General features: G+C 57.4%; 19 protein-coding genes and 1 tRNA gene. 12 read left to right on the forward strand and 8 right to left on the reverse strand.

Annotated features, from left to right (window positions below):
- The first annotated feature begins 96 nt into the window (after positions 1 to 96).
- The 3 genes from HKD28_RS11900 (at position 97) to HKD28_RS11910 (ending at position 3,235) form a co-directional block, all read left to right on the forward strand.
- A tRNA-Gln gene (locus tag HKD28_RS11900) sits at positions 97 to 170 on the forward strand.
- 153 nt (positions 171 to 323) lie between these two features.
- A complete protein-coding gene (guaB, locus tag HKD28_RS11905; protein ID WP_194268425.1) occupies positions 324 to 1,817 on the forward strand; it encodes an IMP dehydrogenase in 1,494 nt (497 codons plus the stop codon).
- Between the two features lie 56 nt (positions 1,818 to 1,873).
- Complete coding sequence (locus HKD28_RS11910; RefSeq protein ID WP_194268428.1) at positions 1,874 to 3,235, forward strand: RsmB/NOP family class I SAM-dependent RNA methyltransferase; 1,362 nt, start codon at positions 1,874 to 1,876, stop codon at positions 3,233 to 3,235.
- Here HKD28_RS11910 and HKD28_RS11915 read toward each other — a convergent pair.
- Positions 3,201 to 3,725, reverse strand: coding sequence for a GNAT family N-acetyltransferase (locus HKD28_RS11915; RefSeq protein WP_194268430.1), 525 nt, complete (start codon positions 3,723 to 3,725; stop codon positions 3,201 to 3,203). The two genes, HKD28_RS11910 and HKD28_RS11915, sit on opposite strands and share 35 nt — an antisense overlap.
- Positions 3,726 to 3,817: 92 nt before the next feature.
- Here HKD28_RS11915 and HKD28_RS11920 point away from each other — a divergent pair, with 92 nt between their 5' ends.
- Together HKD28_RS11920 and HKD28_RS11925 are read left to right on the forward strand one after the other, a co-directional pair.
- Positions 3,818 to 5,620 (forward strand): cation:proton antiporter, encoded by a 1,803-nt coding sequence (locus tag HKD28_RS11920; RefSeq protein WP_194268432.1) that lies wholly within the window; start codon positions 3,818 to 3,820, stop codon positions 5,618 to 5,620.
- A 112-nt stretch (positions 5,621 to 5,732) separates the two neighbouring features.
- On the forward strand, positions 5,733 to 6,692 hold the full coding sequence (locus HKD28_RS11925; RefSeq protein WP_194268435.1) for a glycosyltransferase family 8 protein: 960 nt from the start codon (positions 5,733 to 5,735) through the stop codon (positions 6,690 to 6,692).
- Positions 6,693 to 6,715: 23 nt separating this feature from the next.
- Here HKD28_RS11925 and HKD28_RS11930 read toward each other — a convergent pair whose 3' ends face one another.
- On the reverse strand, positions 6,716 to 7,228 hold the full coding sequence (locus HKD28_RS11930; RefSeq protein WP_194268438.1) for a L,D-transpeptidase family protein: 513 nt from the start codon (positions 7,226 to 7,228) through the stop codon (positions 6,716 to 6,718).
- A gap of 163 nt (positions 7,229 to 7,391) precedes the next feature.
- Between HKD28_RS11930 and HKD28_RS11935 the strand changes: the two genes are divergently transcribed.
- On the forward strand, positions 7,392 to 8,126 hold the full coding sequence (locus HKD28_RS11935; protein ID WP_194255901.1) for a response regulator transcription factor: 735 nt from the start codon (positions 7,392 to 7,394) through the stop codon (positions 8,124 to 8,126).
- 24 nt (positions 8,127 to 8,150) lie between these two features.
- Here HKD28_RS11935 and xth read toward each other — a convergent pair whose 3' ends face one another.
- Positions 8,151 to 8,948 carry an exodeoxyribonuclease III gene (gene xth / locus HKD28_RS11940; RefSeq protein ID WP_194268638.1) on the reverse strand — a complete coding sequence of 266 codons (798 nt, stop codon included), beginning with the start codon at positions 8,946 to 8,948 and terminating at the stop codon, positions 8,151 to 8,153.
- A gap of 81 nt (positions 8,949 to 9,029) precedes the next feature.
- Between xth and HKD28_RS11945 the strand changes: the two genes are divergently transcribed.
- The 4 genes from HKD28_RS11945 to HKD28_RS11960 all read left to right on the forward strand — a co-directional run bounded on the left by HKD28_RS11945 (position 9,030) and on the right by HKD28_RS11960 (position 13,691).
- Positions 9,030 to 10,037, forward strand: coding sequence for a dipeptidase (locus HKD28_RS11945; RefSeq protein ID WP_194268441.1), 1,008 nt, complete (start codon positions 9,030 to 9,032; stop codon positions 10,035 to 10,037).
- A gap of 315 nt (positions 10,038 to 10,352) precedes the next feature.
- A complete protein-coding gene (uvrC, locus tag HKD28_RS11950) occupies positions 10,353 to 12,290 on the forward strand; it encodes an excinuclease ABC subunit UvrC (protein WP_194268443.1) in 1,938 nt (645 codons plus the stop codon).
- A 90-nt stretch (positions 12,291 to 12,380) separates the two neighbouring features.
- The gene (gene pgsA / locus HKD28_RS11955; RefSeq protein WP_194268639.1) at positions 12,381 to 12,983 is read left to right on the forward strand and encodes a CDP-diacylglycerol--glycerol-3-phosphate 3-phosphatidyltransferase; all 603 of its coding nucleotides are present in this window, start codon (positions 12,381 to 12,383) and stop codon (positions 12,981 to 12,983) included.
- A gap of 102 nt (positions 12,984 to 13,085) precedes the next feature.
- Positions 13,086 to 13,691, forward strand: a complete 606-nt coding sequence (locus HKD28_RS11960) for a hypothetical protein (RefSeq protein WP_194268445.1) — start codon at positions 13,086 to 13,088, stop codon at positions 13,689 to 13,691.
- 53 nt (positions 13,692 to 13,744) lie between these two features.
- Here the strand turns inward: HKD28_RS11960 and lexA are convergent, their stop codons facing one another.
- Positions 13,745 to 14,467, reverse strand: a complete 723-nt coding sequence (lexA, locus tag HKD28_RS11965; protein ID WP_194268447.1) for a transcriptional repressor LexA — start codon at positions 14,465 to 14,467, stop codon at positions 13,745 to 13,747.
- Positions 14,468 to 14,770: 303 nt separating this feature from the next.
- Here lexA and rpmG point away from each other — a divergent pair, with 303 nt between their 5' ends.
- Positions 14,771 to 14,938 (forward strand): 50S ribosomal protein L33, encoded by a 168-nt coding sequence (gene rpmG / locus HKD28_RS11970; RefSeq protein ID WP_011253780.1) that lies wholly within the window; start codon positions 14,771 to 14,773, stop codon positions 14,936 to 14,938.
- 85 nt (positions 14,939 to 15,023) lie between these two features.
- Here rpmG and HKD28_RS11975 read toward each other — a convergent pair whose 3' ends face one another.
- Together HKD28_RS11975 and eno are read right to left on the reverse strand one after the other, a co-directional pair.
- Positions 15,024 to 15,353, reverse strand: coding sequence for an FtsB family cell division protein (locus HKD28_RS11975; protein WP_194268449.1), 330 nt, complete (start codon positions 15,351 to 15,353; stop codon positions 15,024 to 15,026).
- Between the two features lie 138 nt (positions 15,354 to 15,491).
- The gene (eno, locus tag HKD28_RS11980) at positions 15,492 to 16,772 is read right to left on the reverse strand and encodes a phosphopyruvate hydratase (protein ID WP_194268451.1); all 1,281 of its coding nucleotides are present in this window, start codon (positions 16,770 to 16,772) and stop codon (positions 15,492 to 15,494) included.
- A gap of 101 nt (positions 16,773 to 16,873) precedes the next feature.
- On the opposite strand from eno, the gene HKD28_RS11985 reads away from it, so the two are divergent.
- Positions 16,874 to 17,350 (forward strand): DUF3429 domain-containing protein, encoded by a 477-nt coding sequence (locus HKD28_RS11985; RefSeq protein WP_228125595.1) that lies wholly within the window; start codon positions 16,874 to 16,876, stop codon positions 17,348 to 17,350.
- Here HKD28_RS11985 and kdsA read toward each other — a convergent pair.
- Positions 17,347 to 18,171, reverse strand: a complete 825-nt coding sequence (gene kdsA, locus HKD28_RS11990; protein WP_194268454.1) for a 3-deoxy-8-phosphooctulonate synthase — start codon at positions 18,169 to 18,171, stop codon at positions 17,347 to 17,349. The genes HKD28_RS11985 and kdsA overlap by 4 nt on opposite strands.
- Positions 18,168 to 19,799 (reverse strand): CTP synthase, encoded by a 1,632-nt coding sequence (locus HKD28_RS11995; protein ID WP_194268456.1) that lies wholly within the window; start codon positions 19,797 to 19,799, stop codon positions 18,168 to 18,170. Before HKD28_RS11995 ends, kdsA begins: the two co-directional genes overlap by 4 nt.
- Between the last annotated feature and the right edge of the window lie 25 nt (positions 19,800 to 19,824).

Genomic DNA, 19,824 nt, shown 5'->3' on the forward strand with positions numbered 1-19,824 from the left:
GACCCTGCTCGCAAGAAAAATATGTGTTTTTTCAAAAAAATGTCCTGATCGCTCTTGCGCCCCACGGGGCCGGTTGATAAACACCCTCTCACCGCTTGGGAGATAGTTTAGCGGTAGAACTACCGGCTCTGACCCGGTCAGCCCTGGTTCGAATCCAGGTCTCCCAGCCAAGAAAATCCTCAGAAAATACCGCAAAAAAGAGACTTCCCCTCGGGGGGCAAAGTGCTCTATGAGGACCCGCCAACGGCCGGTCGGCCTTCTGGCCTCCGGTTCACACACATCGCGTCTTTCACGACGCATGACGTAACGGGGGCACGCGGCTCATGACTTCATCTTCCAACATAACAAATCTGAATGAGCGCATCCGCGAAGCGCTGGCTTTCGACGACGTTCTCGTCGAACCGGCAGAATCGTCGGTCCTTCCAGCCCAGACTTCGACGCGCACGCGCCTGACACGCTCCATCGAGCTGAACATCCCCCTGATGTCTTCCGCAATGGACACCGTGACTGAAGACGGCATGGCCATCGCCATGGCGCAGCAGGGCGGCATGGGCGTTATTCACAAGAACCTCTCAATTGAAGAGCAGGCCGAGCAGGTCCGTCGCGTCAAGCGCTTCGAATCAGGTATGGTCGTCAATCCCGTCACGGTCGGTCCGAACCAGACGCTGGCAGAAGTTCAGGCCATCATGGCACGTCATGGCGTCTCCGGCCTCCCGGTCATTGAAGAGGGCAGCGGCGTTCTGGTCGGTATCCTGACCAACCGCGACATGCGCTTCACGACCGATCCAAACACCCGCGTCCGTGACCTGATGACACACGAGAACCTCGTAACCGTCCTCAACGGCGCAGCACCGGACGAAGCCCGCACGCTTCTGCACCGCCACCGCATCGAAAAACTGCTGGTGGTTGACGAAGCACAGCGCTGCATCGGTCTGATCACCGTCAAGGATATGGACAAGGCCATCGCACACCCACTGGCCATCAAGGACTCGCAGGGACGCTTGCGCTGCGCCGCTGCTGTCGGTGTGGGCGAAGACGGCTTCCGCCGCGCCGCCGCACTCGCTGAAGCCGGTGTGGATGTCATCGTCGTGGATACGGCCCATGGTCATTCACACGGCGTTCTGAGTGCCGTCGAAACCCTCAAGAGCCGTCACGGTGGACTTCAGGTCATCGCCGGCAACGTCGCCACCCCGCAGGCCGCACGCGCCTTGATCGGTGCTGGCGCCGACTGCGTGAAGATCGGTATTGGACCTGGCTCCATCTGCACCACACGCGTCGTCGCTGGTGTGGGTGTGCCGCAGTTCTCGGCCGTTATGGAAACAGCCGCAGCGTGTCATGAACTGGACATCCCCGCTATCGCGGATGGCGGCGTCCGAACGTCCGGCGATATCGTGAAGGCTCTGGGTGCAGGCGCGGACGTGGTCATGGTCGGCTCTCTTCTGGCGGGCACCGATGAAAGCCCGGGCGAAACGTTCCTGTATCAAGGCCGTTCCTACAAAGCGTATCGCGGCATGGGATCGCTGGGTGCCATGGCCCGCGGGTCTGCAGATCGGTATTTTCAAGCAGAAGTCCGCGATACGCTCAAGCTGGTCCCGGAAGGCATTGAAGGTCAGGTTCCCTACAAGGGGGGCATGTCCGCAGTCATTCACCAGCTCGTCGGTGGCCTGAAAGCAGGTATGGGTTACACGGGATCGGCCACCATCGCCGATCTTCAGGTCCGCACCATGTTCCGTCGCATCACGAATGCAGGCCTGCGTGAGAGCCATGTCCATGACGTGACGATCACCCGCGAAGCCCCGAACTACCGCCGGGACTGACCGTCCCTGCATCAAAGCCTCTCGCATTGAGAGGCTAAACGGGCTACGGGGGCGCTATGACCCCCGCAGCCCGTCTTTCAGGCGCCATCGATCTGCTCTGTGCGATCCAGAATGCGCCCCGCCGTCCCGCCGACGCCACAGCCAACGCCTTTTTCCGCGAACGCCGTTATATTGGTGCCGGCGACCGTCGGGCCATTTCCACGATCGTCTGGGATGTCCTGCGTGGCTGGAGACGGCTGCAATGGAATCTCAGGGATATTTCCGGCGACATTTCTCCACGGCTAATCTGTGCGGCATCGCTCCTGCTTGGCGGAGAGACGATGGAGAATGTCCGTCGGCTTTTCTCCGGGGAGCGTTACGCGCAGAACCCTCTGACGTCTCGTGAAGATGTGGCACTCAAGGGTTTGGAAGGAAAAGAACTTTCCACCCAGAAGCAGCCGCTGGCCGTGCGGCTTGAATACCCGGACTGGCTGGACAGCGCGCTCCGGGAAACGTTCGGCAACCGGCTGCCAGACGAAATGGAAGCAATGCTGGGCACGCCGACGCTAGATCTTCGGGTCAACCTGCTCAAGGGAAGCCGGGAGCAGGCCGCGCGGGAACTTCGTCGCGAATCGCTTCCGGCGGAAATGACGAAGCTGTCTCCGTGGGGTCTGCGTCTCGATGGGCGCCAGCCCGTCACCGCGACGCAGGCTTTTAAAGACGGTCTGGTTGAGATTCAGGACGAAGGCAGCCAGCTTGTGGTCGCGGCCGCCGATGCGCGTGGTGAGCACCGGGTTCTGGATTATTGCGCCGGAGCAGGCGGCAAGACGCTGGCATTGGCGATGACCATGGAAAACCGTGGACATATCGTTGCCTGTGACGTGCATGAGAAACGCCTTGACGGAGCGGTGAAGCGGCTGCGTCGTGCAGGCGTTCACAACGTGGAACGGCATCTGTTGGTGTCCGGAGACAAATGGGCGAAGCGTCGGGCTGGAAGCTTTGATCGTGTGCTTGTCGATGCGCCGTGTTCGGGAACCGGGACATGGCGGCGCAACCCGGATGCACGACTGCGCCTGACACCAGAAGACATTCAGGAACTCGTCATCAAACAGGCGCAGATCCTTGATCGTGCGGCATCTTTGGTGAAGCCAGGTGGACGTATGATCTATGCGACGTGCTCGCTTCTGGCCTGTGAGAACGGCCAGCAGATCGACGCCTTCCTCAAGCGTCGCGATGACTTCAGACGCCTGCCGAAGGAGCAGATGTCCGAACTTCTGCCCGCCGAGCTGCGGAGCAAGGCTCAGTTCTCGCTGACGCCGTTGCGGGATGGCACGGACGGATTCTTCGCCTGCGTTCTCGAGCGCGTCGTAACGGAAGCGAAAACGCAAGAGGAAGACGTGGCAGTTACGCTCCCGGTGACAGAAGATCCTTCCACATAACAAGCGCGTCCACATATCCTTCCGAAGGGTGATCGAAGGCGCCTGGCAGCGTTCCGATCACCCGAAACCCCAGTGATTTCCACAGCTCTACGGCGCGCAGATTGGTGCTGAGAACGAAATTGAACTGCATGGCGCGAAAGCCGAGTTTCGTCGCTTCAGCAAGTGCTTCCTCGGCCATTGCCCGCCCAGCACCAAAACCGGGACGTGCAACGAATCCCGCATTGGCGATGTGACTTCCACCGCCTTTTTGGTTGGCCTGAAGATAGAATGTGCCCACGATCTCATGATCGTGGGTCTGGGCGACATAAACACGGTGCTCGACAGCCATCCAGTATGCCAGAGCCTGCTGCCGCCCCCAGTGGCGGGGCAGTGCGTAAGTTTCGCCTTTACGCAATACAGGAGACAGCAGACGCCAGATTCCTTCCCGATCCAGAGACTGGGCGGGACGAATCAGGAGACCGCTTCCGGTTTGAGCTGAAGACGATGGCATAACAGGGCTTTCTTCCATGTTTTAGGTGCGCGACGGCATTTGAGGTATGATACCGCTTCGTATCCATCATGCGGAGCCCGTGCCGAACATCCATGCAGTATGACATTCTTATCGGCATTGCCTCGACTTTTGGCGCAGGAATGCTGGCCCAGTGGGTCGCCTGGCGCTTTCGGCTTCCGGCCATTGTCCTTCTCTTCTCGCTGGGTCTGATTTTCGGACCGGGACTGGGTATTCTTCATCCTTCCGAAACGATGGGATGGATGTTCCGACCACTGGTGTCACTACTGGTGGCGCTTGTCGTGTTCGAAGGCGGCATGGCGCTCGATTTCCGCCAGTTGCGCGAAGCCGGGGAGGGTGTCGCACGCCTGACGATGCTCGCCCTACCCATCAACTGGGTTCTGGGGTCTCTGGCCGCGCATTATGTCGCGCATCTGGAATGGGGCACGTCCATGCTGTTCGGAGCGATCGTCGTCGTGACGGGCCCAACGGTGGTGCTGCCACTCCTGCGAAGTGCCAAACTGCAACCGCGTGTGGCGGCGTTCCTGCGATGGGAAGCCATCGTCAACGATCCATTGGGCGCCATTCTGGCCGCAGTCGTGCTTCAGCTCATGCTCCTGCGGGCGGACGTTCATGCGGGTGTCTTTTTCACCCACACACTGCCTGATCTGCTGGGCGCGATTGCCGTCGCGCTCTCTGCGGGCATCCTGCCAGCCTATCTGATCCGGTATCTGTTCACGCGCGATCTGATGCCGGAAATCCTCAAGACACCCATGCTGATTTCGATGGCATTGGTGATCTTCTCGCTGTGCAATCTGGAAATGGGCGGCGCAGGGCTGATGGCGGTCACGATCTTCGGCATGGCTCTGGCCAATCTTCATATTCCGGGCGTGACAGAGCTCCGACGTATGAAGGAGTCGCTGGTGGTTCTGGTTGTATCAGTGCTGTTCATCATGCTGACAGCCGATCTGCAGCGAAATGTTCTGGCGCAGCTCTCGATTCCGATTTTCGCACTGACGGTAGTGGTTTTATTTGTCGTGCGTCCGTTGGGTATTTTCCTTTCAACTCTGGGGACAAGCATGCCCTGGAAGGAAAAGCTGTTTGTCGGCTGGATTGCGCCACGCGGTATTGTCGCAGCTGCTGTGGCGGGTGAGGCGGGTGTCAGCCTGAAGGAAGCGGGCTATCATTCTGCCGATCTGATCATGCCCGCTGTATTCGCCGTGATTGCCGTTACGATGATCCTGCATGGCTTTTCACTTGGCCCGATTGCGCGGCGCCTCAAACTCACACTCTCCAATGATCCGGCCATCGCAATTCTGGGATCAAGCGGATGGTCCATCAACTTTGCGTCCTGTCTGCGCAAAGCAGGGGTGCCAGTTTTGCTGGTCGATAACCGCTCCAGCGCACTTCTGCCCGCCACCCGGCAGGACATTCCAGTACTGCGCGCAGAACTCCTGTCACAGCACGGACAGGAGTCTCTTGAAGAGCGACCTGCCGACTATCTGATCGCAACAACAGCTGACGGCATTTATAACGGTATGGTCTGCGGGCATCTGGCCCCGACCATGGGACGGCAGCGCGTCTACCAGATCAGCCCAGGTGTGGCGCGGCTCGACTTCTATCACGGTCTGTCACGCGATGCGCGCGGCAAGGTTCTGGGCGAGCCGGCGTGGAATTATACGCTGTTCGATACGCTATTCGATCAAGGCTGGCGTTTCAGCGCCACGGAAGCCACCGAAGAGAGCGCCTCAATGTTCGGAAATGACGAAAATAGACTTGATATTCTCGTCGTGCGCCGTGACGGAGGCATCCTGATCCGTTCAGCTGAAGACAATGACAAAGCCGTACCCCAACCAGGAGATTACATGATCTCCATGGTCCCGCCGGATGTCGAATAAATATGAAGATACATCTCAAAAATGACGTCTGATTTTTTACAATAGAATTTCCTCTTTTCCTTCTTCCCTTGCCCGCATGGCACCGCCATCATACAGAAAACGGAGAACTCGCATGGACGTACAGACTTGCGTTTGTTACTGCACTGATCGATCATATCTTTTTCCGACTCTCGTCAGTGCACTTCAGGCGCGCGCCCATGCGGCATCACACATTGCAGACATTATTATTGTCTGTTTTGACGTCGATGCAGAGACAATTTCCGTTGCTCAATCAATATGCAATAAAAATAATATCACTCTTTTCTCAAGATCCGGAAAAGACATAGATGGCGCGCCAGCTATGCTTGGAAGACTGTATCTAGATGAAATTTTACCTGAAAATTATAGAAATATCCTTTATATCGATGGCGACACGCAGATCAAATCGTCGCTGAACGAATTTCTGGCCTGCGTACCGCCTGAAGGACGCTTTTTCGCTTCAGCCGATCCTATGGTTTTCCTGCTTGAAGATCAGTCAAAAGAAGGAGAGTCAGTCCGGAAGCATTTTCAGGAAATCGGCCTCAATCCTGAGCGATCCAGGCAATATTTCAATACAGGAGTGCTCTACTTCAATCGCTCAGCCTGGGCTGTCATTGCGGAGAAGGCGCGGACAATCATTCGGTCTCAGAACACGATGTCCAGATTCCCGGATCAGGACATTCTTAATATTGTCGGCATTGAGCGTGCGCTGCCAATGTCGCTATCGTGGAATTTTCCCGTTTTCCTGTACAATGCCCGGCTTGAGAGCACGGTTCAGCCAAAAATTGTCCACTATATGTCCCAGCCAAAGCCATGGGACGGGATCTTTCAGCCATGGCAGGCAAGTGACTATGCTCCATACCCGGCATTCGTTGCAGCTTATCCCGAAATTTCCGGACTCTGGAAAAGAAGCTCGCTCCTTCGAAAGATACGATATTTCGCGCAGCAGCATTACAAACGCTTCTGCGAGACCCAGAAATGGGGGCATGGTGCTGTGCATGTCCTTGTTCTGGATTACGAAGCCAAATGCCGTAATGACGCGAAACAGGTTTAACGACTATAGTTCCAATGGTGCACTCAAGACGGCTCTTCGACTGTAATATGCGATAAACCGGCTTCAAGAAGCGCACGGAGGTCCTTTTCCTCAACGGCAATACAGCCCTCCGTGTATCCACTGGCAGGCGGTAGGTGCAGGAAAATCGCCGATCCGCATCCCGACTTGGCTGGCGCATCATTCCACCCCAGAACGATGCAAAGATCGTAAACATGATCGTCACGCCACAGGTTTTCGCATGAGGCCGGGTGAGGAAGCGTTACGGCGCGATTGTAATCAGAATGAGCGGGATCGTCGCACCAGCCATCATTAGGGGCGATAGGCTCGATGGGGAGTCCTGCTGCGCAGACCGGATGCGATAGGCGGTCCGCACGGTAGAAGACGCGCCGGAATGGGAGTTCCCCGACGGGAGTACGAAGGTCTCCTTCTCTTTTGTCAAGAGACAGGCCGCGTTGTCCGATCAAAGCCGGAATGATTTTCCCCTGAAAGTGAAGAAAAGCGCGGTCTCCGGCGGTTTTCAAAATAGCTTTAGCCATAATGCTGTTTCCTTTTCCGGCTGTACTTGCCATAGTCTGATGCGAAAGCATGCTGCTTTCTTCCCGTTTACCGGGAATGGTAAGTCCGGATGTGCAAGTTACGAACACCGAATTTTTGCGGATGTGTCGTTTCTTCCGTCACGAGAGAACGAGACAGGTTATTATGGCAGGTCCACGCCCCATCCTGGTTGTTGACGATGATGATACGCTCCGTCGTCTTCTGGCGGAGCAGCTTCAGCACGGCGGCGAACTGGAAGCGGTTGAGGCGACGTCCGTTGCCGCAGCACGCGAACTCCTCGCCAAGCCTGGTGCCCGATATGACGCCATGTTGCTGGACATTACCCTTCCCGATGGCGATGGGCGCGATTTCTGCGCCGAACTGCGGCGCGCGGGCGTCCGCATGCCGATCATCATCCTGACCGGCTCCGACGACGAACATGACGTGGTACGCGGCCTTGATGCAGGGGCCAACGACTACGTTGCCAAGCCTTTCCGGATTGGTGAGCTTCTGGCCCGTCTGCGTGCCCAGTTGCGGATTTTCGAGAATAGCGAAGACGCCGTATTTGAAATCGGCCCTTATGCGTTCCGCCCGTCCGCAAAACTGCTGGTCGAAACAGCTCGCAACCGCCGGATCCGTCTGACGGAGAAGGAAGCAGCGATCCTGAAATATCTCTACCGTGCAGGTCAGCGTCCGGTGGCGCGTCAGGTTCTTCTGAACGAAGTCTGGGGCTATAACGCAGCCGTCACCACCCATACGCTTGAGACGCATATCTATCGCCTGCGTCAGAAAATCGAGCCCGATCCGACACGCACGTCACTTCTGATTACGGAAGGCGGCGGATATCGTCTTGATCCTGAAGGACGTGGCGTTATTGGCTCCGACAGCCTGTCAGCCTGAAGGCTGACAGGAGCAGGTGAGGGGTCAGGCTGGATCGAAGTCCAGCACAACCGGGACGTGATCGGAGGGGCTTTCCCAGTCCCGTACGTCCTGTAAGACCCTGATATCCCGCAGGCCCGGCATAAGATCGGGCGTCATCCAGACATGATCCAGTCGCCGTCCGCGGTTGGATTTTTTCCAGTCCTTGTTGCGGTATGACCACCATGTGTAGAGCTTTTCCGGCTCCGGTGTGATCTTCCGCATGGCATCCTGAAATCCTGTCGCCATCCACGCCTTCAGACGTTCGATTTCGGGCGGTGTGTGGCTAACAATTTTCAGGAGTTGTTTGTGGCTCCAGACGTCATGCTCCAGCGGCGCGATATTGAGGTCTCCGACCAGAATGCTGCGGGCAGGGGGCGTATTGCTGAACCAACTCGTGGCTTCATCCACAAAAGCGAGTTTGTGGGCGAATTTTTCGTTTTCCACCGGGTCGGGAATATCGCCTCCTGCCGGCACGTAAAAATCATGCAGTAGGATCGGACCGGCCGGGGTCGCAATGCTGGCTGCCACATGTCGGCAATCGGAGCGGGTACACCAGTCGGGCGTACCCGCCACACTCTGCAGCGGATGTCGCGACAGGATCGCCACACCATTATAGCTCTTCATGCCCTTATAGACCTGATGGGGCAGCCCCATTTCAGCCAGAGCCTGAGCGGGAAAGAGCGGATCCGGGACTTTCGTTTCCTGTAGACAGACGATGTCCGGGGCTTCCTGTTCGACGATCTGGTTCAGCAGAGGCAGTCTGAGTCGAAGGGAATTGATGTTCCAGGTGATGAGACGCATGACGACTGGATCGACCGGATCAGGCGTTTTGACAAGCACCCTCTTGCACACAAAGCTTTCCCGTCCGATCTAGAACGAACCATGACTGATCTGCACAACACGCTCCTGACGCTTGATTCCCATATCGATATTCCCTGGCCGGACCGGCAGGATGCCTGGGCGGAAGATACGCCGAGGCAGGTAAATGTCCCCAAGACACGCAAAGGTGGCCTGAAAGCCGTATGCCTTGCAGCCTATATTCCGCAGGGTTCGCGTGATGAGGCGGGACATGCCGAAGCCTGGGAGCGGGTTCAGGGCATGCTGGATGTCATTTCCGGGATCGAAGGACGTCAGGGCGATCACAGCGCACGCGTCTGTCGGACGGCGGCGGATGTCCGTGCGGCCCATACAGCAGGCGACCTTGCCGTCATTCCGGCGATCGAAAACGGCCATGGGCTGGGCGGTCAGCCAGAGCGTATCGCGGAACTCGCTCGTCGCTATGGTGTGCGCTACATGACGCTGACTCATAACGGGCATAATGCGCTCGCGGATGCGGCCATTCCGCGCAAGGATCTGGCGGACAGCGAAACACTTCACGGCGGGCTGTCAGATCTCGGGCGTGAGGCAATCGCGCATATGAACCGCTCCGGCGTTCTGGTGGACATCTCCCATGCCGCAAAATCGACCATGATGCAGGCCAGTGAAGTCTCCGCCACACCGGTTTTCGCAAGCCATTCCTGTGCCCGCGCCTTGTGCGATCACCCACGCAATCTGGACGATGAACAGCTTGATCGCCTGAAAGAAACGGGCGGCCTGATTCAGGTAACGGCCATGGGGTCCTTCCTGAAGAAAGGTGGCGGCGGAACAGTCGAAGATCTGGTGCGCCACGTCTCGTATATTGCGAACCGGATCGGTGTGGAGCACGTGGGCATTTCCTCGGACTTCGATGGCGGCGGCGGCATTCCGGGATGGAAAGATGCAACCGAAACCGCGAATGTGACGCATGCCCTTCAGGCGGCCGGGTTCAGTGATGCGGACATTTCTGCCATCTGGGGTGGCAACATGCTGCGCCTTCTGGAAACGGCTGAAAACGCCGCGACAGCACTCTGAAACCAGCATTGAAAACCCGCTTCGACAGACCGAAAAAGAACAGAACATGATCATGGTGAACAAAACAGACGCCGCTTCGTCCACCATGATTTGTTGAGGCACCTAAAAGCCTCCGTTCGATCCTTTCCTCCCTTCCAAAAATACTTATTGGAATGAAGGAGGAAAGTAAGAAGCGATTGTTTTCAACAACTTACAAAATATGATTAAAAATTAGGCAATCTGAAGGCAGGTCTGGCAAACCGTGGCTTTCATGATTCTGTCACAGACCAGCCCACAGACTTTTCCACAGGTTCAGTGGATGACTGAAGAAGCCCGATGACCGACCTTCCTCCCCAGAACTCCGACCGGCCCGATGACCATGACGAACCCACTGTTTCTTCGGAAAAAAGACAAGGTGTGGAGGCGATCCGCGAAGCACTGAAGACCATACCATACAGCCCTGGCGTGTATCGCATGCTGAGTGCGAAAGGGGAGGTGCTGTATGTCGGCAAGGCGCTGAGCCTGAAAAAACGCGTCTCATCCTATACCCGCATCAATCAGCTTCCGGAGCGGCTGAGGCGCATGGTGTCGATGACGGTTTCGATGGAAATTGTCATCACGAAAACAGAAGCAGACGCCCTGCTTCTGGAAGCGAATTACATCAAGCGCATGAAGCCGCGCTTCAACATCCTGCTGCGTGACGACAAGAGCTATCCGTGGCTGATGCTGACTGAAAGCCACGAGTTTCCACAAATCACCAAACAGCGCGGCAAACCCGTAAAGGGCGCGACCTACTGGGGGCCGTTTGCCAATGCCTGGGCCGTCAACCAGACGCTCAATCTGGTGCAGCGCAGCTTTCTGCTCCGCTCCTGTTCGGATGCCGTGCTGAACAGCAGGACGCGGCCCTGCCTGCTGTACCAGATCAAACGCTGTTCGGCGCCCTGTGTGGATCGTATTTCCGGGCCTGACTACGCAAAACTGGTTGACGAGGCCCGGCAGTTCCTTTCGGGACACAGCACGGACCTGCAACAGCGCCTGGCTGCCGAGATGGAGCAGGCCTCGCAGGATATGGATTACGAGCGGGCCGCGTCAATCCGGGACAGGATCCGAGGCTTCGCCAGCATTCAGGGCTCCAGCACCGTCAATCCGGCATCGATCAATGATGCCGATATCATGACGATCTGGCAGGAAGCCGGTCAGAGCTGCATTCAGGTGTTCTTCATCCGGGGCAGCCGCAATAACGGCAACCGGGCCTTCTATCCGGCTCATGCAGAGGAAGAGACCGCAGCAGACGTGCTGTCGGCATTCATGATCCAGTTCTACGACAACAAACCGCCCCCACCCACAATTCTGGTGAACTGCGAGATTCCTGAATTGAATCTGGTCGAAGAAGCACTCAGCATCCGGCGCGGACAGAAGGTCGAAATTCTCAGGCCACAACGCGGGGAGAAAAAGGACGTCGTCGAGCATGCCGCGCTGAACGCCCGGGAGGCGCTGGAGCGCAAGCTGGCCGAGAATACCGGACAGCGCAAACTTCTCGAAGGGGTAGCGGAGGTCTTCGGTCTTCCGGAAACGCCACAGCGCATCGAAACCTATGACAACTCCCACATCATGGGACAGGCGCCTTATGGCGTGATGGTTGTCGGTGGCCCTGAAGGCTTCAACAAACGCGCTTACCGCAAATACGGGATCAAGGGTCCGGTCGCGCCGGGAGATGATTTCGGCATGATGCGTGAAGTCATGGAACGCCGGTTCGGGAAACGACCGGAAAACGGAGAGCGGCCGGAGGACTGGCCGGATCTGCTTCTCATCGACGGCGGCCTTGGACAGTTCAATGCCGTGCGGAAGGTATTGGCCGATATTGGCGTTACCGGAATTCCGATCGTGGCCATCGCCAAAGGGCCGGATCGGGATGCCGGACGGGAGTGGTTCTTCACTGAGACGAAAGCGCCCTTCCAGCTCCCTCCAAGAGACCCGGTTCTCTATTATCTGCAAAGACTGCGTGACGAGGCGCATAGATTCGCGATCACCACCCACCGGGCCGGACGCTCGAAAGGCTTACGCAGCTCCGAACTGGATAATGTGCCAGGAATCGGCGCCGCGCGGAAAAAGGCTCTTCTCAATCATTTCGGCTCGGCGAAATCGGTCAGACAGGCGAGTCTTGAGGAGCTGGAAAGCGCGCCCGGCATCAGTTCGAGCACGGCAACTGCCATATATGGGCATTTCCATCCTGAATGGGTCCAGAAAGCCTCAACCGATCATCGCAGCCCCTGAGACCCGTTCGACGATTTACACGAAAAATACATCTTTCGCGGACACATTGGCGCATACCGGTATGAGGGAAACTGTTCTAGACTGAGCGTGATGCTGACAGATCTGCCAAACATTCTGACACTGCTGCGTATCGCGTCCATTCCCGTACTGGTCGTGCTGCTCTCCGTGCATTCACCGACCGCGAATGTGATCGCCTGCGTGGTCTATACGGCTGCCTGCATCACAGACTATCTGGATGGAGCACTCGCCCGGCGCTGGCAGCAGCTGTCCGAGCTCGGCCGGATGATGGACCCAATCGCTGACAAACTGCTGGTCGGATCGCTTTTGCTGGCGCTGGCAGGGCTGACGCAACTACCTGTCTACTCGCTCTATGCGGCGATCATCATCATGATCCGGGAAATTCTGGTCAGTGGCCTACGGGAATACATGGCGTCCCAGCGGGAAACCCTGCCATCGACGCGGTTGGCAAAATGGAAAACCGGCATCCAGATGGTGGCGATCGGTTTTCTGATCGGTGGCGATGGAGCCGCAGGAATGCTGGGGCTTTCCTTTCTGCCGGCAACACTGATTGGCGGAATCCTCCTCTGGTTCTCGGTCATTCCGACCGTCATCAGCGGCTGGGGATATCTGACCGCAGGGTTAGCCCGCATCATGGCGGGACAATCCCGTAAATCATCCAAAATCGGCTTCTGAGGTCATAAGGCGAAAGAATTGTAGCGTTCTTCGACTGTCTTCATCTGGCGCTCCGTTACAAGGACCGCTAAAGGTCATGGATTGACCTCGTGGGAGTAAGAAATGCGGAAGACCGCTCTGCTGGCACTACCTCTCGCTCTGAGCGGCTGTTCAGGCATGGGCAAGTATATCCGCGACACGATGGTCTGGACGGCGCTCGATAATCCGAACGGCCCTCATGGTGACAGCGAGAATATTCATCGCGCCCGCGGTGAGAAATACTCCGAAACTCCAATTCTTCCTGAAAGCGGAAATATCTGGCCCGGGGCCCCACAACCGCTCCCGACGCTCAAGGATGTCGAGAACCCCAACAGTACGTTCAGCCACGCTCTCGGCGATCCGGCGACCTACTTTGGCGGCGCTGCACTTGACGAAAACTTCATGGGCGGAATCGCTGGCAAGGGCGCTCTTGGAGCCTCCGGCCCGCAACTCATGCAGGGCCAGAGCCTGTCAGTCGGGGAAGGTACGGATACGCATCAGGGTGTATCCCGGGACCATACCCACCTTATTCCGACACTTCCTTCGTCAGTCCCCGATAGTGCGGCCCGCTTTTTAAACAAGAGCCCCAGCAAGGCCATCATCATTCCTAACGGAGATGGCACCAGCACAGTTATCGGCCCGGATGGAAGTGTGAAGGTCATTCACGGAACGACCTTACCTCCTCAATAAGGGTTTGCTGACGGACCAGAGCCGTCAGCATTTTACCGTTCAGGAGCCCGTCTTTAATACTGACGGAAAAGGGCGATCAACCGTCCCTGAATGTTCACACGTTCTGCTGGGAAGATACGCGTTTCGTAATCCCGGTTCGCAGCTTCCAGTGCGATCATTGATCCACGACGGCGCAGCTTCTTGAGCGTCACTTCCTGTCCGTCAATGAGGGCAACGATAATTTGTCCATTTTCGGCCGTCTCACGTCGCCGGATAATGGCGATGTCTCCATCCAGAATTCCAGCCTCGATCATCGAATCGCCAGCCACCGTGAGGGCGTAATGTTCTCCGGTGCCCAGAAGCGAAATGGGGACTTCGATCCTGTCGCTGTCGTCCTGCATAGCTTCAATCGGCAGACCCGCTGCGATACGTCCATAAAGAGGAATGCTGACGGTCTGACGATCATTGGCGACACTGGCTTCGGAGAAGGCTCCATCAAGGCCCGTCTCGCCTTGGCTCAGAACAGCCGGGACGAAACCGGCGGCTTCCGAGGCCAGAGGGGCGACAGGAGCTTCCGTACCCATATGAGGCAGACGCAGTACTTCGAGCGCCCGTGCGCGATGATGGTGACGACGAAGAAAGCCACGCTCTTCCAAAGCGGAAATCAGGCGATGAATGCCCGATTTGGAACGCAGTTCGAGGGCATCTTTCATCTCATCGAAAGAGGGCGAATATCCCGTGCGGCGGAGATGGTCGTCGATATACAGCAAAAGCTGGTGCTGCTTACGGGTCAGCATACAGGCGCTCCCATGCGCCTCGGCGGAGGCAGGTCAGAACAGGACACAGAATGACGGACATCCTGCATTTGTTCCTTATAGGTTCCCACCTGTTGCCCTTCAAGCAAAGAGACGCATCGACAAAGATATCCAGCAAGAATTTTTAAGCTTCAAACTCCTTGAAACTACAGGAAAACCGCTAAATCGTGCGCAAAGGTCTTGACCTACGGGCCACAAATCAGCATGGTGCGCCAAATCTAGAGATCAACATGCTGCATCGACACCTTCGAGCGGCATAAGTTATGGCGAAAGCCCGAGGGTATCATGGGAAAGAGCAACGTTATTCAGATCCGGCTCGTTTCGTCAGCTGAAACCGGCTACTTCTACGTCACGAAGAAGAATGCCCGTTCTGCTACGGGAAAGATGGAAGTGCGCAAGTACGATCCGGTTGCACGCAAGCACGTCGTGTTCCGCGAAGCCAAGATCAAGTAAGCCTGCTCCAGCAGTCTTCATAAAAAAAAGCGGCCTTCGGGCCGCTTTTTTTTATGCTCTGAGAGCTGTTCGTTTTAACTACTGCTTAGAACAGCTTGTCATGCGGTCCGTAAGGAACAACCAGATCGCCACTGCGTGTCAGGTTCATCGTGGCACGGGCACGCTCATCCAGCATGTCAGCGTCCAGCGCTTTTTCCTTGAGAGCAACGACACGGCGGCGCCAGACATTCTGCTCGTCATCAGCGTCCTGCCGGGCCTGAATCGCATCTTTCCGAAGCTGGGTTTGCTCTTGATAGGCGTGAATCCCGTGCGCCCCATGCAGAGCGTTCCAGCCGAAATAGGCGGTAAGCGACAGGAAAAAAGCCGGAGGAGCTACGGCGCGGACACCACGCTTGATAAGTCGGATCAGTGTCACGTCGTGCAAACTCCGTTCTGAGAGACTGTATCAGTCTATATCAGTCATTTGTGACCAGACAATGAATGATACGGACATCAATCATATTCAGGCACAAAAAAGGCCTCATTCCGGGGAGGAATGAGGCCTGGCTCAGTCTCAGGAGTTTCTGAGAATGTTGCGACCAGCATAACGGGCTGCACTGCCGAGCTGCTGCTCGATACGAATAAGCTGGTTGTACTTGGCCGTACGGTCAGAGCGGGAGAGGGAGCCTGTCTTGATCTGGCCGCAGTTCGTAGCAACCGCGAGATCGGCGATGACGGAGTCTTCCGTCTCGCCCGAACGATGGCTCATGACGCAGGCATAGCCAGCCTTATGAGCGGTTTCCACAGCTTCCAGAGTCTCCGTCAACGTGCCGATCTGGTTGACCTTCACCAGCAGGGCGTTACCGGTTCCGGCCTTGATGCCACGACGCAGACGCTCGGGATTGGTGACGAACAGATCGTCTCCGACCAGCTGGAGCTTCTTGCCCAGACGGGTCGTCAGTTCTGCCCAGCCTTCCCAGTCATCTTCCGCCAGACCGTCTTCGATGGACACGATCGGATAGCGATTGGCCAGATCTTCAAGGTAAGAAATCATGCCCGAGGCATCAAATTCCTTACCTTCGCCCTTCAGATTGTAGCGTCCGTCGGCATAGAATTCGGTTGCGGCGCAGTCGAGAGCGAAGGTTACGTCTTCACCCAGTCGATAGCCGGCGGCTTCAACAGATTTTGCAATGAAACCAAGAGCTTCATCCGCAGACTTCAGGTTCGGCGCGAAACCGCCTTCATCGCCGACATTGGTATTATGGCCGGCTTCGGACAGACCTTTTTTCAGGCGGGCGAAAATTTCGGAGCCCATACGGATGGCATCCGCAATCGTCGGCGCGCCGACCGGCTGGATCATGAATTCCTGAATGTCGATCGGATTGTCGGCATGCTCGCCACCATTGACGATGTTCATCATCGGCACGGGAAGAAGGTGCGAATAAGCGCCACCAACATAGCGGTACAGCGGCAGTTCCAGTTCCTCGGCGGTCGCCTTGGCAACAGCAAGCGAGACGCCGAGAATGGCGTTGGCACCGAGACGGGACTTGTTGGACGTTCCGTCCAGATCGATCATCGCATTGTCGATAGCGATCTGATCTTCGGATTCGGCCCCCTGAAGCACTTCAAGAATGTCATTCTCGACGTGACTACAAGCCTTCAGGACGCCTTTGCCGCCATAGCGGGACTTGTCACCATCACGCAGTTCCACGGCTTCATGTGCGCCTGTGGAAGCACCGGACGGGACGGCTGCACGGCCGCGGGCACCGGAGGACAGCTCGACTTCGACCTCGACAGTGGGATTGCCGCGGCTGTCCAGGATTTCGCGGGCGATGATATCAACGATGGCGCTCAATGGAAGCTCTCCTGGGATGCGTGAACCGGGTTGGCTCGTGACCGTTCTGAATGGAACAGCTATTTCAAGTCTCAAAATCACGCCGTGAGGTCAACGACGACATGCGCCTTCCTTTTCCCATTTTCGTGCTCGGCATTGCCGGACTGATCCCTTTCATGACGCTTGGAGGGTGGATCTTCCTTGCTGGACTGTTTACGCCGCTGCCGCATCTGAAGATCATTCTGCTGGCGTATGGTGCCTGCATCCTGTCATTTCTGGGGGCCGTACACTGGGGGCTGGCCATGGAGCGACCGGACATCATTACGGTCGGTGGCACCTCACAGCAGGACCGGCAGCGCCTCGTGCTGGGTGTCTGCCCTGCGCTCTGGGCATGGCTAGCCCTCTGCATCGGCGTTCTCGGTCATGTCCGGGCCGGGTTCGGGCTGGAAATCATCGGTTTTGTCGGGACGTTCCTAGTGGAACGGGAAGCCTGGAGGAAAGGTGCACTTCCCCCAGGCTATCTGCCGCTGAGAGCCGGACTGACGGCTATTGCGGTACTGAGCCTGTTTCTGGCTGCTCTGGCTCCGTCCGGGAGTTAGGCCGGAAAGGATTTCGCCAGAGCGTCAAAGGCTTTCAGGCGCGTCAGAAGGCTACGCATTTCATGAAGCGGCACCATGGTCGGACCATCGCTTGGAGCATGGTCCGGGTCCTGATGTGTTTCTATGAAAACAGCCGCCACACCGATTGAGAGCGCCGCACGGGCGAGGGGTTCCACGAATTCACGCTGCCCCCCCGTTGATGCCCCAAGGCCACCCGGCTGCTGCACGGAATGCGTCGCATCGAACACGACAGGATAGCCCGTCTGCGCCATGATCGGCAGACCGCGCATATCGCTGACAAGCGTGTTGTAGCCGAAGCTCGTTCCACGATCGCATAGCATGATGCGCTTATTGCCGGTCGAGGCAATCTTGGCAGCGACGTTGGCCATGTCCCACGGTGCGAGGAACTGGCCCTTCTTGATGTTGATGGCACGACCGGTTTCGCCCGCCGCCAACAACAGGTCCGTCTGGCGGCACAGGAATGCCGGGATCTGCAGAACATCAACGGCTTGAGCGGCAGGTGCGCACTGCTCGGCAGTATGCACATCCGTCAGGACGGGAACGCCGAATCGCTCGCGGATGCTGGCAAGGATCTCCAGACCGGCATCCATACCCACACCACGCGCAGCATTGACCGAACTCCGATTGGCCTTGTCGAAGCTGCTTTTATAGATCAGCCCGATTCCGAGTTCGCGGCAGATGGCGGAGATGGCATCGGCCATCTCCGTTGCATGCTCGCGGGATTCGATCTGGCAAGGGCCAGCGATCAGCGTGAAGGGCTGATCCTGACCGACCGTGAGGTCTCCAATCCGGAAGCTCACTTGCTGTGAGCCTCCTTAACGGCGGCACCAATAAAGCCCGCGAACAAGGGATGCGGATCGAAGGGCTTGGAGAGCAGTTCCGGATGGTACTGCACGGCCACGAACCACGCGTGATCCGGGTATTCGACCACTTCCGGCAGCACGCCGTCGGGGGAAAGGCCAGAGAACCGCAGACCTGTCTTCTCCAGACGATCCTTGTAATGGGCGTTGACTTCCCAGCGATGACGATGGCGCTCGCGGATTTCCGTACGGCCATAAATCTCGGCCACACGGGAGCCCGGAACCAGCTTTGCCGGATAGGCGCCAAGACGCATCGTGCCGCCCAGATCACCGCCTTCACGACGACGGAGCAGTTCGCCCCCACGCGCCCATTCCGTCATCAAACCGACCACAGGCTCGTCCGTCGGGCCGAATTCGGTGGAGGACGCCTTGGGAAGACCGGCAAGCGAACGCGCGCACTCGACTACGGCCATCTGCATGCCAAAGCAGATCCCGAGGAACGGAATATTGTTCTCGCGGGCATAACGGACAGCCTGGATTTTGCCTTCGGCACCGCGTTCACCAAAGCCGCCGGGAACGAGGATCGCATCTGCATCCTTCAGGCGCTCGGCGATATTGCCGTTCTTTTCAAACTCTTCCGATTCGATCCAGTCCAGATTGACCTTCACATGATTGGCGATGCCACCATGCAGCAAGGCTTCAGCGAGCGATTTATAGCTATCAAGCAGAGCTGTGTACTTACCGACAACAGCCACGCGGACTTCGGCTTCGGGTTCGCGAATCGCATGGACGATCTTTTCCCAACGCGAGAGGTCCGGCTTGCTGCCATAGGGCAGGCCGAAATAGCGCAGGACTTCCTGATCCATTCCCTCATTGTGGTAAGAAATGGGGCAGGCATAGATCGTGTCCACATCCAGCGCCGCAATGACTGCTTCCGGGCGGACGTTGCAGAAATTGGCGATCTTGCGACGCTCATTGTCCGGAATGGGACGGTCCGAGCGGCACAGGAGCATCTGCGGCTGGATACCGACATTCTGCAGTTCCTTGACGGAATGCTGCGTCGGCTTGGTCTTGAGTTCGCCGGCTGCCGGAATGTAGGGCAGAAGCGTCAGATGCACGCACATGGTCTGGGCATGGCCCAGATCATTGCGGAGCTGACGGATGGCTTCAAGGAAGGGCAGACTCTCGATATCGCCGACCGTGCCGCCAATCTCCACCAGCACGAAATCGTAATCGTCCGTGCCCGTGACGACCACGTCCTTGATGGCATCCGTGATATGCGGAATGACCTGCACGGTCCCGCCCAGATAGTCGCCGCGGCGTTCGCGCGCGATGACATCCGAATAGATCCGGCCCGTCGTGGTATTATCAGCCCGGGAGGCATGAACGCCCGTGAAGCGCTCATAATGACCGAGATCGAGGTCAGTTTCCGCCCCGTCATCGGTAATGAACACCTCGCCGTGCTGATACGGGCTCATGGTGCCCGGATCCACGTTGAGATAGGGGTCCAGTTTGCGCATGCGGACCTTGTATCCGCGCGCCTGGAGGAGAGCAGCGAGGGCCGCGGAAGCGATGCCCTTGCCGAGAGAAGATACCACACCGCCGGTGATGAATACGAAACGCGTCATGGGCGGTCTTCATACACTGCCGACA

This window comes from Gluconobacter cadivus, from assembly GCF_015244745.1.
GTDB classification, from domain to species: Bacteria; Pseudomonadota; Alphaproteobacteria; order Acetobacterales; family Acetobacteraceae; genus Gluconobacter; species Gluconobacter cadivus.

Bases quoted from the DNA above. Each gene is read 5' to 3' on its own strand.
- xth (WP_194268638.1), bottom strand. From the start codon at position 8,948: ATGCGTCTCATCACCTGGAACATCAATTCCCTTCGACTCAGACTGCCT.
- HKD28_RS11910 (WP_194268428.1), top strand. From the start codon at position 1,874: ATGACCCCCGCAGCCCGTCTTTCAGGCGCCATCGATCTGCTCTGTGCG.
- HKD28_RS11945 (WP_194268441.1), top strand. From the start codon at position 9,030: ATGACTGATCTGCACAACACGCTCCTGACGCTTGATTCCCATATCGAT.
- HKD28_RS11930 (WP_194268438.1), bottom strand. From the start codon at position 7,228: ATGGCTAAAGCTATTTTGAAAACCGCCGGAGACCGCGCTTTTCTTCAC.
- guaB (WP_194268425.1), top strand. From the start codon at position 324: ATGACTTCATCTTCCAACATAACAAATCTGAATGAGCGCATCCGCGAA.
- uvrC (WP_194268443.1), top strand. From the start codon at position 10,353: ATGACCGACCTTCCTCCCCAGAACTCCGACCGGCCCGATGACCATGAC.
- HKD28_RS11995 (WP_194268456.1), bottom strand. From the start codon at position 19,799: ATGACGCGTTTCGTATTCATCACCGGCGGTGTGGTATCTTCTCTCGGC.
- HKD28_RS11925 (WP_194268435.1), top strand. From the start codon at position 5,733: ATGGACGTACAGACTTGCGTTTGTTACTGCACTGATCGATCATATCTT.
- HKD28_RS11985 (WP_228125595.1), top strand. From the start codon at position 16,874: ATGCGCCTTCCTTTTCCCATTTTCGTGCTCGGCATTGCCGGACTGATC.
- HKD28_RS11935 (WP_194255901.1), top strand. From the start codon at position 7,392: ATGGCAGGTCCACGCCCCATCCTGGTTGTTGACGATGATGATACGCTC.
- HKD28_RS11960 (WP_194268445.1), top strand. From the start codon at position 13,086: ATGCGGAAGACCGCTCTGCTGGCACTACCTCTCGCTCTGAGCGGCTGT.
- lexA (WP_194268447.1), bottom strand. From the start codon at position 14,467: ATGCTGACCCGTAAGCAGCACCAGCTTTTGCTGTATATCGACGACCAT.
- pgsA (WP_194268639.1), top strand. From the start codon at position 12,381: ATGCTGACAGATCTGCCAAACATTCTGACACTGCTGCGTATCGCGTCC.
- HKD28_RS11920 (WP_194268432.1), top strand. From the start codon at position 3,818: ATGCAGTATGACATTCTTATCGGCATTGCCTCGACTTTTGGCGCAGGA.
- HKD28_RS11915 (WP_194268430.1), bottom strand. From the start codon at position 3,725: ATGCCATCGTCTTCAGCTCAAACCGGAAGCGGTCTCCTGATTCGTCCC.
- rpmG (WP_011253780.1), top strand. From the start codon at position 14,771: ATGGGAAAGAGCAACGTTATTCAGATCCGGCTCGTTTCGTCAGCTGAA.